Consider the following 16,635-nt stretch of genomic DNA (forward strand, 5'->3'; position numbering starts at 1 on the left):
CGGCTAGTCGCACTTATACGATAGCACTTGCTGCATTTGAATCTAGGAACCACTCTGTTTCACCAGTTTTAGACTGGATTTTCGCTGCCGGGTAAGGCAACTCTGAAGCAGGAGTAGTATGAATTTCTTTAACGATCTCAACTTTACCTGCACCCAGTACTAGGTAGCTGATTCGTTTTGCTGCTTCTAAAACTTTCGCAGTTTTAGAAACACGGATTTGACCAGACTCAGGGTGAGAAGCCAGCACAGACAGGTTCTCATCTTGGTAGTTCGTTGCACCCGGGAATAGTGAAGCCGTGTGGCCATCTGCGCCAACACCAAGCAGAATCCAATCGAAAACGGGAGTCCCGTTTTCACAAGGAATCACATCAGTCATTTCTTTAGCGAAACGTTCTGCTTCTGCTTTTGGCTCATCTTCACCACGAATACGGTGGATGTTCTCAGCAGGAAGATTTACTTGAGAGAATAGAAGTGCGTTTGCTTCACCGTAGTTGCTTTCTGCATCATCCGGTGCAACACAACGTTCATCACCCCACCAGAAGTGAAGGTTGTTCCACTGAATGCCTTCTGCGTATGGCGCTTGAGCCAATAGTTTGAAAAGCATTTTAGGTGTACTACCACCAGACAGTGAAATGTGAACAGGTTTGCCATGCTCGCTGTATGCTTTCATTTCGTTTGCTAGGTTTTCAACAACTAGCTCTGGCGTTTCAAAGATCTTGTGGTTGATCATAGTTCGCAGTAATCCGTGTCTGTTAAGTTTTTGCATGGGAAACGCCATGCGCGGCCATCACGTTGAAGAAGTTCATCCGCTTCCTGTGGGCCCCAAGTACCACAAGCATAGCCAAACAGTGCTTGAGGATCTTGTTTAAAGTCTAAGATTGGTTGAACGTACTTCCAACATGCTTCTACCGCATCGGTACGTGCAAACAGAGTGGCGTCACCGTTTAGCGCATCAAGAAGCAGACGCTCGTAAGCCGTTAGCATTTGAGTTTCTGGCAAATCAGAGTAAGAGAAGTTCATTTTCACTTCTTTTGCTTTGAAGCCTGCGCCCGGCTCTTTCAAACCAAAGCTCATCTGAATACCTTCGTCCGGTTGGATACGGATAATCAGTTTGTTCTCTGGTGCATCTTGACCAAATACTGGATGCGGCGTGTTCTTAAAGTGAATCACGATTTCCGTTACGCGCGTTGGTAAGCGTTTACCAGTACGCACGTAGAATGGAACCCCATTCCAACGCCAGTTATTGATGTGTGCTTTCAGACCAATGTAAGTTTCAGTACGAGAGTCATCTGCAACACCGTGCTCTTCACGGTAGCCAAGCAAATGCTGGCCGCGAACATCAGAAGCAGTGTACTGACCTAGCACTAGATCTTTACGCAGGTCTTCTTCTTCAAGAGGCTTCAAACACTGAAGAACTTTAACCACTTCGTCACGAATAGAGTCAGCATTAATTTGAGCTGGTGGTTCCATACCAACCATTGCTAATACTTGTAGCAAGTGGTTTTGGAACATATCACGAACAGCGCCAGAACCATCGTAGTAGCCGCCACGTTCTTCAACGCCAAGGAACTCTGCACCTGTGATTTCAACGTAATCAATAAAGTTACGGTTCCACAATGGTTCAAACATCGCGTTTGAGAAACGAAGCACTAGAAGGTTTTGTACCGTCTCTTTACCTAAGTAGTGGTCGATACGGTAGATCTGGTGTTCTTGGAAGTGATGATGGATCTCTTCATCTAACGCTTGAGCAGAAGCTAAATCGTAACCAAATGGCTTCTCGATGATCAGACGGCGCCAGCCATTCGTTTCATCGTTAAGGCCATGCGCAGCAAGGTTTGCTGGGATAACACCGTACAGGCTTGGAGGCGTTGCCAAGTAGAACAAAGTGTTGTGGTTTTCGAATTGGTAGTCTTGATCAAGTTTGTCTAGACGTTGTGCTAAGCGAGCGTAATCGTCTACATCTGAAGTGTTGATCGCTTGGTAATGCAAATGTTCAATAAATGCATTCAGCGTCTCTGGTTCAGTTTGTTCCATTTCCTGAAGAGACTTCTTCAGCTTCTCACGGTAAGACTCATCGCTGTACTCAGTACGGCTCACTCCAAGAATCGCAAAGGATTCTGGTAGTTGATTGCTAGCATACAGGTGGTACAAAGCAGGAATTAACTTACGGTAAGTTAGATCTCCCGACGCACCAAAAATAACGATGCTGCTGTTTTCAGGTATTACCATCATCTTTCCTATAAAAACAAGGTTTTTAGTATTCGCTAAAGATATCAGCGACATACGAAAATAGATAATAGGTCTTGGCTATTACATCAATAGCAAGTGCCTATTACACTTGAGAATGCGTTTGGTAAACGAGGGTGAATACTATCACCACTATTCGGGACAGTATTGTCTATGAGTATTTGATTTACATCAACCACTGTGAAGGCAATCGATTAAATATTGACTCTTTTCGAACAAAATATAATCGACCATAGATTTCTCAAGAGTTGAAACAGAAGTAAATCGGAATTCTCGAACATGGTAGCCGAGAAAGAATGGCAGCTTGTCTGTGGAGTGAGTAGAGAGAAGCGAAAAAGACAGTAAAACCAGATTATTCAACTGGTTTTACTCATTTAGGCTAGCAAAGGGTTATCTCTCAAAAGGAAGGATAGATACGCTACCTTGTGGCTTTGTTGTAGCAACGTTCAGGTCGTCCCACCGTACCGTAATTCAAATCAGCGGCTAACTCTCCAGTAGTAATCAAAAACTCGAGATAGCGTCGTGCTGTAGTACGGCTTGCACCAATGCGTTCACCAGCCTCATCAGCCGTGATGTTCGCAGAATCTACCTGTTGAAAAATCGCGCGAATCTTATCGAGCGTTACGCCATCGATCCCTTTAGGCAACGTCGATACTTTCGCAGTGTCAGCTTTAGCACTGGCTTGCAACATCTTATCGACCAAACCTTGGTTAAGATCTGACACACTCTCGAACTCTTGTTGCTGTGATTGATACTTCTTCAGCGCAGCTTCCAAGCGAGGAAACATGACTGGTTTCAATAGGTAATCCACCACACCACCCCGCATAGCTATCTGTAAGGTGTCCACATCTCGGGCTGCGGTAATTAAAATCACATCACACTCTTGGTTGTTACCTCTAACATGATTAAGAATATCAAGCCCACTGCCGTCTGGCAGATACACATCTAAAAGCACTAAATCTGGCTTTAAGATATCCAGCTGCATTAACGCTTCAGAATGGGTGGTCGCTATTCCGACAACATCAAAACCTCCCATCTGCTCTAGATAGCGATGGTGAAGTTCTGCAATCGCAATATCATCTTCAATGACCATGACTCTCGTGGTTGCGTTCATTTAAGTTCTTCCCTTAACCATTATTTTTTGTCACGGTGCTCTTCATAGGATCACTCACGTTTTATTGTTCTTCTTTCGGCAAATACACTGTCATGCGCGAGCCAAAGTCGTTGTTGTCAGCCATTTCTAACTGCCCTTGATAGCGGTCAGTGAGCTGCTTAACCAAATACAAGCCGACACCGCGGTTTTGTTTGGCTTTACTCGACACCCCTTTTTCAGTCAGCGCATCGATCGCTAAATGCTTGGGTAGTCCACATCCTTTGTCTTCAACTTCCACGATGATCTCATTACCAAAATCACTGATAGACACCTCAATCACTCGACGTGAAGGGACAATCTGCCCCTCTTGTTTTATCGCTGACATCATCGCATCAAAAGCATTGTCAACCAGGTTACCAAGAATAGTGACAACGTCATCAGCATTCAGCCAACTTGGTAATGCTTCTAGCCTAGACCCCTCTTCAACTTTGAGTTCTAAGCCTATCTCACGTGCACGCTCTGTTTTGCCTAGCAGCATACCCACAATCAGTGGATCTTTTACCGTTTCTCTCAAGAACTCGATAAGGCTTTGATAGTGCGCTGTCTCTTGCCCAATCAATTGCTGAACAGATTCCAACTCACCCATCTGGATCAAGCCACTGATTGTGTTTAGCTTGTTCTTATGCTCGTGCGTTTGTGAGCGTAATAAATCTGCATATTCTTTGGTTTGCGAAAGCTGATCCGTTAAGTCACTAATCTCATCGCGCAATCGAAAACTGGATACCGCCCCTACCACCTCACCCGCTACAATGATTGGGCTTCGGTTGGCGATGATTCGTTTGTTATTGAGATACAGCTCCACGTCATGATCAGTATCACCTGTCGATAGCAGCTGCTCCAAGTCACTGCCAACCAACACATCGGAAAGACGCTGTTGATTAAGTGCGGATTCTCTGTCGATAGATAAAATATCGCAGGCGCTCTTATTTATTGAGCGCAAAATACCATTCTTATCGATACTCAAGATGCCCTCTTTAACCGTACTCATAGTCACATCAAGTTCTACATATAGGCGGCCGATCTCTTCGGGTTCAAACCCCAAGATAGCGCGTTGGAAACGACGAGAAACGTAGCTTGAAATAAGAGCGTTAACCGCTACCACCAGCAATGCCATCACAATCAAAAAAGCCAAATAAGGTTCTATTCTGTCTTGTAGGGAATCTAAAAGATAACCGACCGAGACAACACCAATTATCGTGCCATCAGCATCTTTAACCGATGACTTACCACGTACTGAAAAGCCCAGAGAGCCTTTCGCGGTCGACACATAGGACTCCCCATGCACCAAGGCCTTTTGGTTATCGCCGCCTCGCATTGGTTTACCAAGCCTGTCGTCATAGGGGTGAATCAAACGAACGCCCTTCTCGTCACCGACAACGATAAAAGCAGCACCAATCAGCTGAGTAAGGTTTCGGAATTTGGCTTGAGTTTCTTGTGAAAGAATATGAGGGGTACCATGAGAGTTTAAGGTTCCATTTTCTTGAATAATGCGTGTCACAAGCGGAGACTCAGCAAGAAAATCAGCAACACCGAGCGCTTTCAGGCCCATCTCTTGCTCTTGAGATTGTTTTATATAAGCAAAGCCTGCCGCTGAAAGAATCAACAGCTCAACAAGGCCAGTGACCGTCATGATGATCAGCAGCCTTTTTCTGAAGCTGATACTACTCCATTTCATATAAATCCGTCCCTAGTGCCTAGCCGGCAATGTTAACACTAAGTTAACCACAGCACCTTTACGCCAATCCGAATTTGTGACTATTGCTCAACTAAATAATTAACTAAATTGTTAATTGATATCCCTTTATGTTCGACACTCGCACCAATCGTACACTTTTAGATCGGGTTAGTTTAAAAACTTAAACATTCGAACAAAAGTTGAGCTAGATCACTAAGGTTTTAGGTGTTTTTTAGGTTGTCTGAAGTAAATACAATTATAATGGTTGCATATGAAGGAGTTTATTGTTGCAAAACTATACGTTACAACTTTAAGAGAGCGTTTTAAACAAGACTTTCGGTTAACAGAAAAGCAACAACCCTTCACTCACTGGACGTATCGATAAGTAAAAATTGCGCGCTCGCCGTTACGAATGATGAACAAACGGATCAAGTATTCTCCCCTATTCATCCATCGCTATTTCACAACCGGCTAGTTTGGCAACGAAGAGGTGACTGAAAAAAATGCAGCCTCCAACAATAAAGCATTGATGAGCAGGAAGTATCGATCAGTGGCAACGTCCAATAGAAACCGGATAAAAACATAACGTATAAACATTGTTGAAAAGGAAACCAGACAATGAAACGCGATACTTTTGGAATCTGCCTTACAAAGGCTATGCTGTTCAAAAACTTACAATCTACTTTTACTCATGTCAGAGCATATGAGAAGAATGAGACTTCCCCTCTCGATCTAAAAGTGTTGTTAGCTTTCCCGCAAATGTCAGGTAGAGATTTGTTACAAACGATGCAAGGTTCAAGACATTTGGTGTGGCGCGCCGACCACCATTGCCCAAGCTTTAAATAGCACCCGCCATTTGTAGTAATTCCTTCTTTAAAGAACTTAAAGAGCACGATTGGGCGTGCTTTTTTTGTTTCTTTGTCTTAAGCCACTAAATCCTTAATAGCATTCACATTATGTTAACGATTGATTAGGTTATTTGCCCACATGAGGTAATCTGTTCAAGACAAATGATGATCCCCCTGTTAATATTAGAGTTAATACTCTAATTTGGTAACTAATGCAGATGACCAAACCGACATTCCGATGCCTTGCGATTGCCAGTATCCTTTTCGGAACTATCAGTACGCCAAGCTATTCAGCTCCGCTCACTTTTTCTGAGGCGTGGCAAATTCTCCAAGAGAACAACAACTCTCTTGCAGCTCAACAAGCTAATGTTGAGCGTTACCAGCATCTCCAAAATGCAACTAGAAGCCTAAATCTGCCTTCAGTGACGCTAGGCGTTAACTACACTCACCTTGATAGCGACGTGACGATTAATGGTGAACAGTTTGCCGATAGCTTGAGTAGCGTCCCGGCTGGTTTATCTGGTATCGGAGCCATTGCTCCTGGACTAGTTTCATCTCTCGGAGGCATCACTTCAACCATCACCGAGCAAGATATCTTCAGTTCTTCCATTCGAGCAGTTTGGCCGATATTTACGGGCGGTCGAATTACCGCAGCACAAAGTGCAGCTGAAGGTAAAAGCGAAGAAGCACAGAGCCAACTCTTGATGGAAAAGCAGGCTCGCTACGAAGACTTAAGCAAATACTACTTCTCAGTGATCTTAGCTGAAGATGTAGTAAAAACGCGTCGAGCAGTCGAAGCTGGCTTAACTCAACATCGTGACTTTGCCATTAAGCTTGAGCAACAAGGGCAAATTGCACGAGTAGAACGCCTTCAAGCAGACGCTTCATTAGATAAAGCGGTAGTGGAACGCACCAAAGCTGAGAATGATCTTAAGATTGCTCAATTAGCCCTTACCCAAATTCTCGGTCAAAGCCAAAGCGTTGAACCTTCAGAGCAACTGTTTATCAACAAAAACCTACCTCATATGGATGTGTTTATTGATCAAACATTGATGACTTATCCGGGCCTAAAAATTCTCGATGCGAAAGAGAAGCAAGCAAGTAGCTTAATCAAAGCAGAAAAAGGCAAGTACTACCCAGAGGTTTACCTATACGGAGATTACAACCTCTATGAAGACGATTCACTCGCCAGCGAAATGAAACCAGATTGGTTAGTCGGAATCGGTGTTAACGTGCCACTACTCGACACTTCAGGTCGTTCAGACAAAGTGGCGGCGGCGCACAGTGCAGTATCGCAAGTTAAATTCCTAAAGTCACAAGCGAAGCAAGATTTAACCGTGTTGGTGCAAAAGACCTATCTCGAAGCAAACCAAGCTATTGAAGAAGTCCAAGGACTAAACTCTAGCTTATCGCTAGCTCAAGAGAATCTGCTACTTCGCAAAAAAGCCTTCACTCAAGGGCTCTCTAACTCGTTAGAGGTGGTTGACGCTGAGCTATACCTTGCGAGCATCAAAACACAGCAATCTGCTGCACGATTTAAATACCTAATATCTCTCAACAAGCTTTTAGCGCTAAGCAGCGAAATGAATGCTTATTCGAGCTACTTAACTTCTTCTTTCACGTCTGATTTCGACTCAAAAACAGACACCGCTAGCCAGTCAAAAGGATAATTCATGAAACCTATTAAGCCTCTTCTTCTATCTATAGTTGTTATCGGCATTGTTGGCTGGGTCGGATACAGTTTTTACCAAGCATACCAACCTCAGCCCGTAAAGCTTCAAGGCCAAATCGATGCTCAGCAATACAGTATCTCTTCGAAAGTGCCAGGCCGAATTGACGAAGTATTTGTACGCAAAGGCGACTCTGTTGAGAAAGGTGAATTGATCTTTTCTCTTCTGAGCCCAGAAATTGACGCAAAGTTAGAACAAGCTAAGGCAGGTGAAAAAGCGGCTGGAGCTCTGGCTCAAGAAGCAGAAAATGGCGCACGAACTCAACAAATCCAAGCGGCCAAAGACCAATGGCTGAAAGCCAAAGCAGCCGCTGATTTAATGGAAAAAACCTACCAGCGTGTAAACAACCTTTACAACGATGGCGTAGTCGCGGAGCAAAAGCGTGATGAAGCCAAGACACAGTGGCAAGCAGCAAAATACACAGAAAGCGCAGCTTTCCAGATGTATCAGCTAGCACAGGAGGGTGCTCGTGATGAGACCAAAGTGGCTGCCGCTCAAAAAGCCTTGATGGCCGCTGGTGCAGTCGCTGAAGTCGAAGCTTATGCAAAGGACACACAGATCCACAGCTGGTTCAGCGGTGAAGTATCTCAAGTACTACTGAGTAGCGGAGAGCTAGCGCCACAAGGGTTTCCAGTTGTCACTGTGATCGATACTAAAGACACATGGGCGATACTTAACGTCCGTGAAGATATGCTCAAGCACTTTGAGAAAGGCGCACAATTTGAAGCTTACCTACCCGCTTTAGATAAGTCGCTGACTTTCCAAGTGACGCATATTGCTGTTATGGGTGATTTTGCAACTTGGCGTTCAACCGATGCTGCGCAAGGCTTTGACTTACGTACATTTGAAGTAGAAGCTCGCCCTTTAGATACAAGCGAAACACTGCGCATGGGTATGAGCCTTGTGGTTGAGCTTTAGGTGACGTATGTCTGCTAACTCTCACTTACCAGAGCATCACAAAGCGCAAAGGAATTTGCTTAGACAGTGGGCTATTGTACGTAAAGACAAATGGCTGCTGTCATGCTTAACTTGGATACCCTTGCTGCTTGCTGCAAGTATCTGGCTGATCTTTTCACAAGGCATCGCCCGTGATTTGCCTGTTGCCGTGGTTGACTTAGAACACAGCCAAATTTCACAGCAATTTACTCGCTTAGTCGATGCCTCACCTACCCTGCAGGTCACTCAGAAATACAGCTCTGCAAGTGAAGCAGCTAAAGCCATGGTTGAACGTGATATCTACGGCTATGTTGTTATACCTAGACACTTTGACCGAGACCTTTACCTTGGGCTAAACCCGCAGGTATCCGTGTTCTACAACAGCCAATTTATATTGATTGGTAAACTGGTGAATGCGGCTCTACTGCAAGCTCAGGGCACGTTCAACGCTCAACTCGAAGTGGTTAGACAGCTTTCACACGGAGACACCACGGTACAATCTGCATTGGGGCAAGCTGTCACAATACAAAGCCAAATCACCCCATTGTTTAACAAGAACACCAGTTACGCTCAGTTCTTGGTATCTGCAGTTATTCCTGCTTTATGGCAGATCATGATTGTAGTGGGAACAATTTTGATATTGACTGCAAATGTACGCGCGCGTGGGTTAAAAGCATGGTTATCTCACTCTCCTGTTAAGTCACTTGCATCGACGTTGACCCCTTATGCTGTGCTGTTTTTAGGATTCGGTATTGTCTTTAGTTTTTGGTTTTATCGCCTTTTAGAGTGGCCATTTAACGGCAGCTTTATGGCATTAACCATTGCACAGTTACTAACGGTTATTAGTTGTATCATTATGGGTTGCTTGTTCTTCTTCTTGACGCTTGATCCAGCAAGAGCGATGAGTTTTGCGGGCGCATTTACGGCACCAAGTTTTGCCTTTATGGGAATCACCTTCCCTGTCACTGACATGAATACGGCAGCCCAGGTTTGGAGAAGCCTATTGCCTATTAGTCATTACATTGAAGTACAAACGGCTCAGTCCAGTTACGGTGTGAGCGCTGCGCAATCGCTGATGAACCTCACTTCAATGTTTTGGTATGTTATTCCTGCTTTTGTGGTGATCTTATTGATTAAAAAGCACTTAGCGCAAGCAGAACATCAAGGAGTAAATCAATGAGCTTTACTCAATTGCTGAAACAAGAGTTACTGGCAGTTCTTCGTAACCCTGTTGTATTGCTTACGGTATTTGGTGGTGTGGTCTTTTACTCATTCTTGTACCCGCTGCCCTACGCCAATCAAGTACCTCAACAATTAAAAGCATCAGTGGTGAACCTAGACAAGAGCCAAAGTAGCTACCACTTGGAGCGAATGGTCGATGCGACCTCTCAAATTGATTTGGTTCGCCGTGACTCCACTATTGCTGACGCGAAACAGGCTGTGCTTAACCAAGAAATTGGTGGGTTCATCGTCATTCCTGAAGACTTCTACAAAGACCTACTGCTAGGGAAAAGTCCAACGCTCTCTTATGCAGGCGATGCGTCTTACTTCTTGGTTTATGGCACTATAGTTGAAGGGCTTGCGAAGGCTGGCGGCACGCTAGCGGCACAAGTAAAGGTCAGCCACCTCTTAATTGAAGGTGTGCCTTTAGAGTCCGCTGCCAAGGGTTACAGTGCATTTAACCTAAATCTAAAACCTACTTTCAATAGTCGTATGGGTTACATAGATTACGTGGTTCCGGCTGTCTTTGTGTTGATCCTTCAGCAAACTCTAGCCATGGCATCCGGGTTGGTTGGTGCGACACAAAATGCGCAGTCTCCGTTCGGTTATTGGAGTAAAACCTCTCCAGCCAAACTTATCCTTGCTCGTTGTTGCACCCTAGTGGGTATTTACTACTTGTTATCGATGTACTACTTCGGCGCCAGCTTTTCGATGTACGGCATAAACTTGCTCGCCGCTATCTCACAGATTTTAACCTTGTTACTGCCCTTCTTATTGGCTAGCTGTTTAATTGGGATTTTTATCGGAGAATTAGTACCAAGAAGAGAACTCGTGACTGTGGTTGTACTGATCAGTTCAATGCCACTCATTTTCTCCTCTGGCTTTATTTGGCCTATCGAGATGATGCCAGATTGGCTGGTACTGTTATCACAACTTTTCCCAAGTACGCCTGCGATTCAAGGATTCTTAGCTTTAAACCAAATGGGCGCTTCGTGGCAAGAAGTGGTATCTCAATGGACGTTATTATGGGGGCAAGTCGCTCTATGGGGATCGTTGCTTGCTCTTAAGCTCTACCACAAATCAAGCAAAAGCGTCGTTAACCATGCTACCGACCATAGCCGTTGAACCGATTAACCCATCGAAAATCCAAAAGCCCTAATTCAGGGCTTTTTTATTACCTTCAGCCTTAAAGCTGGCCTAAGTTCTTACGACCAGTAACCGCAAACCTACCTTCACTGATTTAGTCTACCGAGGTAAAAACATCACAGACTTGATTTATTAAAGGCCGTTTCAAACATAGTTACAGAGCCTACATGAGACCATTCATGCTGTGAGTATTGTTCTTTTATATGCTTTTTCCGACTCAAAAAATCATCGACTTATTCCCAAAAGACGACAAAACACGAATAATTGTAAATTTATTGTAAAAATCTCTTTGACGCCATTCGTTTTATGTATAGGGTTGTCAATAAGACGTGGTAAGCGGAATATCATAGTCTTAATGGTGCACGTGCCGAAAGGATATCCATATAAAACGTGATTAATAGTTACATTTATTTCGCATTTCGACTTGGCTACAAAGCATTTTTTGCTACCGAAGGGATAAGTGAGCTATTGAAATATAAAACAAACACAACAGAAACAAACATAATTTAATAAAAAGACAGGGAAAGCCATGAAAAACATAAGAGAATTATTTTTTGGGTTTATATTATTGTTTAGTTCCAGTGCATTTGCAGAAGAAGGATCATTTAATCAAGCTATTAGCAATTTGAGTAAAAGTGTTGATGGATTTTTCAACGAATACACAGGATGGTTCGTTGGATTAATATTTAAAAGTGTACCGGTAGGTGAAGCTAATTTCCCTATCATCGTAGGCTGGCTATTACTCGCAGCTATGGTCTTCACGGTTTATTTTGGTTTCGTACAATTTAAACGTGTCGGTATGGCTATCGATATCATCAAAGGTAAGTATACCGACCCTAAATCGAAAGAAGATGGCGAGGTTTCTCACTTTCAAGCCCTCACCACTGCTCTGTCAGGAACCGTAGGCCTAGGTAATATTGCCGGCGTTGGTGCAGCCCTTGCGATCGGTGGTCCTGGTGCAACATTCTGGATGATTTTGTGTGGCCTTCTAGGGATGGCTTCTAAGTTCTGTGAATGTACTTTAGGTGTTAAATACCGAACTATCTTGCCGTCAGGCGTTGTTTCGGGTGGTCCTATGTACTACCTCAGCCAAGGCCTTAGTGAAAGAGGTTTAAGTGGGCTAGGTAAAGTACTGGCTGTCGGTTTCGCACTCATGTGTATCTTAGGTTCACTGGGTGGTGGTAACATGTTCCAAGCTAACCAAGCTCATGCAATGCTAACGTACGCGTTTGATATCCCAAGTGAGTACGGTGTTATCACTGGCCTTGTACTAGCGGCTCTTGTTTTCTCTGTGATTGTTGGTGGTATGCCTTCTATTGCATCGGTAACAGAAAAAGTCGTCCCTTGGATGGCCGCGCTATATATCGGTATGGCTGTGGTTGTTATCGGTTCTAACCTAGATCAAGTTGGTCCTGCATTTAGCGCAATCTTTACAGGAGCATTCACTGGTGAAGGTGTCGTTGGTGGCTTCATTGGTGCGTTAATTCAAGGTTTGAAACGTGCTACCTTCTCGAACGAAGCGGGTGTTGGTTCTGCTGCTATTGCTCACTCAGCAGTTAAAACAAAAGAGCCAATCACTGAAGGCCTAGTGTCACTGCTAGAACCGTTCGTTGATACAGTAATCATTTGTACTATGACTGCATTGGTTATCACTATTGCTGGCTTGAACACAGGCCCATTCGATGGTTCAGGTTTAACAGGTGTAACTCTAACTGCGGCATCGTTCACTGAAACTGCAGGTTTCTTCAAATACACATTGGCACTAGCCGTTATCATGTTTGCATTTTCTACTATGATTTCTTGGTCGTACTACGGTCTTAAAGCATGGACTTACCTATTCGGTGAAGGAAAGGCTACGGAACTGGTTTTCAAGGTGATGTTCTGCGTGTTCGTTGTAATTGGCGCAACAATCCAATTTGGCGCGGTAATCGACTTCTCTGATGCAGCTATCTTTGCAATGTCTATCTTTAACATCCTAGGTCTTTACTTCTTGATGCCTGTTGTTAAGAAAGAACTGCAATCATTTGTAGCTCGTGTGAAATCAGGTGAAATCAAAACCTACGAAAAGTAATCATTCGCTAATTAGCACTGTTCTAAAAACTTTGGTAATACCCTTTGCTTGAGAAAGCGAGAACAGAACAATATCTTAATGAAAATCCCTACCAGCTTCGCTTGTGGGGATTTTTTGTAACTAAATTTTCCTGTTTACGCTGCTCAGGATCTTGGCATACTTGTATACGTTCAACCGCCTCTTCCACATCAATCATATCTCGTTGCGCTAATGACGAGTTACAGTCATCAAAGCAATAAGCTACGGTGCAATTCTCACACTGATATTCGTTCATGGTCTACCCCTCCCCATTGAAATGGCCTAATCAAAAAACAACAGGCCGCGAATTCATCCCAGAACTGAATCACTATGAGGCTTACAACGTCTATAAATATGCGCGCAAAGTCACCAAATACTCAACTAGTCACATGAAGCTGTTAAATATATAGCACCAATCACAAATGGCGGAGAGGTTGATGCAAGCATTCTTAGTAAAGAGACACATTCGTCTCACCACTTAGCACCAACAAAAAAACACCCACACCATTTGCATGATGTGGGTGTTAAAAATAAAGATTAAAGAGTGATGACTTAGCGTTTAACCTACAAGCCCATCTCTTCAGTTAGGGCTTTGATTTGCTCAAGATCCATGGTGTGAACTTCAATCATTTGTCTGATGTCGCTGAGACGGGAATTCGCGTTATCTTGCTTCTCACAAGCGTCAGACTTGGCGTCCCAAGACGTACCATCTAAGAAAACATCACACGCTTTCTTCAATGATCCTAGGTTCTGCTCAATGGTCTCTCTTTCTTTCTCAAGCTTTTCTAGCTCTTGAGAGATCTGTAATTCTTTTCGGAACAGTTCGCGAGAACGCTCAAACAAAGTCGACTGCATATCTGCCTGACGGTTTAGCTTCTGGTTATCTTGCTCTGTTTTATCTAATGTCTGTTTCTGCTCGTTTAACTGTTGCTCTAGTGAATAATTCGCTTTCTCTAACACAACAGATTGCTTAGCAAGGTCTTGAAGTTCTTTTTGATGCGCTTCTGCTTGCTCGGCCAAAGCCGCTTCAACCTTAGCATCGATTTCTTTATCAAATTCTGCCACTTTCGCTTCAACAGAAGACACCAACTGTGTTTTGCTTACACTCAATTCTTGATAACGAGTTTCGAGTATCTGATAAGTAGATTCCCACTTGGAAGCTGTCACTGACGAACCAATCAAGCCACCAAGAGCCAAACCAATAACGGCAGCGATACCGACATAGAGCTGACTGCGCTTATCGCGTTCTTCAATAACCACCACTTCATCTTGTTCGCTTTGTCCAGGCTGCTGGTTCACTAGCGGGTACTCCCAAATATATGTTAAACGTTACAATGTCACCGAGTGATTAAGTTATACCAAACAGTGCTAACGAGTTAATTCCGAAATCATTAGACTGGCAGTATACAAAAGGAAGCTACTAACGATAACTATTACCACCCATTTTTGTACTTTTTCGTTTGTCCTATAACGAAACAGTACAAATGCCAACGCCAATAAAAAAACAATCGCTATTAGTCGAGTCATAACTCCTCCTTGTTTCTCTATTTTATACCATTTAAATAAGCAAGTTACGTCAGAGTCGCGTTGTTTGATCATTTAGTTGAACAACATTTGTTCAAACAGATATTTTGTAGCTGACATCACAATTTATATGATCTAGGATACACCTACAGTTTATCTGATAAGTCAGGTAATTGTTCCAATGAAGACTGCAGGAGAGTGGTTTTTAACTAAATATTAACATTTAGTTAGATTAACCCGCCGAAGAAGTAAATCTTTCAGGTGCTTTATGCTGGAGAAATCCGGAAAAGTGAGGACTGTCGTTGGAGGAACCTCTGGAGAGAACCGTTCAATCGGTCGCCGAAGGAGCAAGCTTAGTGTCCATCACTTATCTAAAAGTGATTCGCTAAGTGAAACTCTCAGGCAAAAGGACAGAGGAGTGGAAAGCAACAAGCCTTAATTAACAAAAGAATTCTATCTAGAAATCCGTATGTATTAAGTGGTGTTACCGATCCCTTCGATCTGCACTGCCTTCCCTCTTCTCCTTAAGTTTCTAATTTATTAAGGGGAATCTATGAACCACCTACAAGCTACACTACAAACCATCAACCAATTCGTTTGGGGACCACCACTGCTTATTCTGCTAGTGGGTACAGGCATCTACTTTACGTTTCGCTTAGGCTTACTCCAGTTTAGATACCTCCCAACCGCGCTAAAAATGGTGTTCAGCAAAGACAAATCAGGTACGGGTGACGTATCAAGTTTTGCCGCTTTGTGTACCGCGCTGTCAGCAACTATTGGTACAGGTAACATTGCTGGTGTAGCGACCGCAATCAAGATTGGCGGCCCTGGCGCTCTATTCTGGATGTGGCTTGCCGCGTTATTTGGTATGGCGACTAAGTACGCTGAGTGTCTACTAGCCGTAAAATACCGCAGAACGGGTAGCAATGGCGAGATGGTTGGTGGCCCAATGTACTACCTGCAATACGGAGTGGGCTCAAAAATCTTGGCGATTATGTTCGCTGTATTCGCTTTAGGCGTTGCATGTTTTGGTATCGGCACCTTTCCACAAGTAAACGCAATATTAGATGCTACAGAAATCTCATTTGGTGCTTCACGCGAAATGTCAGCGGTCGTACTTACAGTGTTGGTGGCAGTAGTTACACTGGGTGGTATTCAAACTATCGCTAAAGTGGCTGGAAAAGTCGTTCCAACTATGGCGGTTATGTACATCGTCGCATGTTTAAGTGTTCTAATTTCAAATGCAGACCAACTTATGAATGCCGTTACTCTTGTCGTCACCTCTGCGTTGACTAATACTGCAGCAACAGGTGGCTTCTTTGGTGCGAGTATCATGCTAGCAATCCAGTCTGGTATTGCACGCGGTGTATTCTCTAACGAGTCTGGTTTAGGTAGCGCACCAATGGCTGCGGCGGCTGCAAAAACAGATTCATGTGTGAAACAAGGCCTTGTCTCTATGACTGGCACCTTCTTCGATACCATCATTATTTGTACGATGACAGGTTTGGCGCTTATCTTAACGGGTGCTTGGCAGGCTGACTTATCTGGCGCTGCGATGACCACTCATGCATTTGCTGTTGGTCTAAACGCAGAAACATTAGGCCCTATGCTAGTGTCTGTTGGTTTAATCTTCTTTGCGTTTACAACAATTTTAGGTTGGAACTACTACGGTGAGCGCTGCGTTGTGTTCTTGCTGGGTACCAAAGCAGTTTTACCTTACAAAGTAATCTTCATTGCGCTAGTCGCGTCTGGTGCATTCTTGAAGCTTGATATGATCTGGATAATGGCAGATATCGTGAACGGCCTAATGGCTATTCCGAACCTAATCGGCCTTCTCACGTTACGTCATGTGGTTATCGAAGAAACTAAACTATTTTTCAAACCACTGAGCACTTCAAGCGACTATAACGCAGTAAAGTTTTAAGTGAGATAATTCTTAGAATAAAAAGCCCGAAATTAATGCGGGCTTTTTATTTATTAAGTTAACCAGTCAAGTAAATTAACTAAAACATTACTTAAATAATTAACCTAAAATACTATAAGATCTTTTCAATAAACCTTGCCAC

At 43.6% G+C, this 16,635-nt stretch carries 12 protein-coding genes and 1 riboswitch; of the genes, 7 read left to right on the forward strand and 5 right to left on the reverse strand.

What is annotated here, in order from left to right; translation table 11 throughout:
• Nucleotides 1-13 precede the first annotated feature (13 nt).
• The 4 genes from pgl to ACTRWI_RS16425 all read right to left on the reverse strand — a co-directional run bounded on the left by pgl (nt 14) and on the right by ACTRWI_RS16425 (nt 5,075).
• Nucleotides 14-766, reverse strand: coding sequence for a 6-phosphogluconolactonase (gene pgl / locus ACTRWI_RS16410; protein WP_499132855.1), 753 nt, complete (start codon nt 764-766; stop codon nt 14-16).
• A complete protein-coding gene (gene zwf, locus ACTRWI_RS16415) occupies nt 727-2,229 on the reverse strand; it encodes a glucose-6-phosphate dehydrogenase (protein WP_499132857.1) in 1,503 nt (500 codons plus the stop codon). The genes pgl and zwf overlap by 40 nt, the downstream gene beginning before the upstream one ends.
• A gap of 436 nt (nt 2,230-2,665) precedes the next feature.
• On the reverse strand, nt 2,666-3,361 hold the full coding sequence (locus tag ACTRWI_RS16420) for a response regulator (RefSeq protein ID WP_499132858.1): 696 nt from the start codon (nt 3,359-3,361) through the stop codon (nt 2,666-2,668).
• Nucleotides 3,362-3,422: 61 nt separating this feature from the next.
• The gene (locus ACTRWI_RS16425) at nt 3,423-5,075 is read right to left on the reverse strand and encodes a sensor histidine kinase (RefSeq protein WP_499132860.1); all 1,653 of its coding nucleotides are present in this window, start codon (nt 5,073-5,075) and stop codon (nt 3,423-3,425) included.
• A 618-nt stretch (nt 5,076-5,693) separates the two neighbouring features.
• Here ACTRWI_RS16425 and ACTRWI_RS16430 point away from each other — a divergent pair.
• From ACTRWI_RS16430 to ACTRWI_RS16455, 6 genes are all read left to right on the forward strand, one after another.
• Complete coding sequence (locus ACTRWI_RS16430) at nt 5,694-5,921, forward strand: hypothetical protein (RefSeq protein ID WP_499132861.1); 228 nt, start codon at nt 5,694-5,696, stop codon at nt 5,919-5,921.
• A gap of 214 nt (nt 5,922-6,135) precedes the next feature.
• On the forward strand, nt 6,136-7,593 hold the full coding sequence (locus tag ACTRWI_RS16435) for a TolC family protein (RefSeq protein WP_499132863.1): 1,458 nt from the start codon (nt 6,136-6,138) through the stop codon (nt 7,591-7,593).
• Between the two features lie 3 nt (nt 7,594-7,596).
• Nucleotides 7,597-8,571 (forward strand): HlyD family secretion protein, encoded by a 975-nt coding sequence (locus tag ACTRWI_RS16440; protein WP_499132864.1) that lies wholly within the window; start codon nt 7,597-7,599, stop codon nt 8,569-8,571.
• A 7-nt stretch (nt 8,572-8,578) separates the two neighbouring features.
• Nucleotides 8,579-9,769 carry an ABC transporter permease gene (locus ACTRWI_RS16445; protein ID WP_499132866.1) on the forward strand — a complete coding sequence of 397 codons (1,191 nt, stop codon included), beginning with the start codon at nt 8,579-8,581 and terminating at the stop codon, nt 9,767-9,769.
• Nucleotides 9,766-10,935 (forward strand): ABC transporter permease, encoded by a 1,170-nt coding sequence (locus ACTRWI_RS16450; protein ID WP_499132868.1) that lies wholly within the window; start codon nt 9,766-9,768, stop codon nt 10,933-10,935. The genes ACTRWI_RS16445 and ACTRWI_RS16450 overlap by 4 nt, the downstream gene beginning before the upstream one ends.
• A 550-nt stretch (nt 10,936-11,485) precedes the next feature.
• Nucleotides 11,486-13,027 carry an alanine/glycine:cation symporter family protein gene (locus ACTRWI_RS16455; protein WP_499132869.1) on the forward strand — a complete coding sequence of 514 codons (1,542 nt, stop codon included), beginning with the start codon at nt 11,486-11,488 and terminating at the stop codon, nt 13,025-13,027.
• 582 nt (nt 13,028-13,609) lie between these two features.
• Here ACTRWI_RS16455 and ACTRWI_RS16460 read toward each other — a convergent pair.
• Complete coding sequence (locus tag ACTRWI_RS16460; protein ID WP_499132871.1) at nt 13,610-14,344, reverse strand: hypothetical protein; 735 nt, start codon at nt 14,342-14,344, stop codon at nt 13,610-13,612.
• A 529-nt stretch (nt 14,345-14,873) separates the two neighbouring features.
• A riboswitch (glycine riboswitch) is annotated at nt 14,874-14,993 on the forward strand.
• A gap of 129 nt (nt 14,994-15,122) precedes the next feature.
• Here ACTRWI_RS16460 and ACTRWI_RS16465 point away from each other — a divergent pair.
• Nucleotides 15,123-16,493 (forward strand): alanine/glycine:cation symporter family protein, encoded by a 1,371-nt coding sequence (locus ACTRWI_RS16465; protein WP_499132872.1) that lies wholly within the window; start codon nt 15,123-15,125, stop codon nt 16,491-16,493.
• Nucleotides 16,494-16,635 lie beyond the last annotated feature (142 nt).

The sequence above is a fragment of the Pseudoalteromonas sp. G5_S1_14_S5 genome (assembly GCF_054968605.1).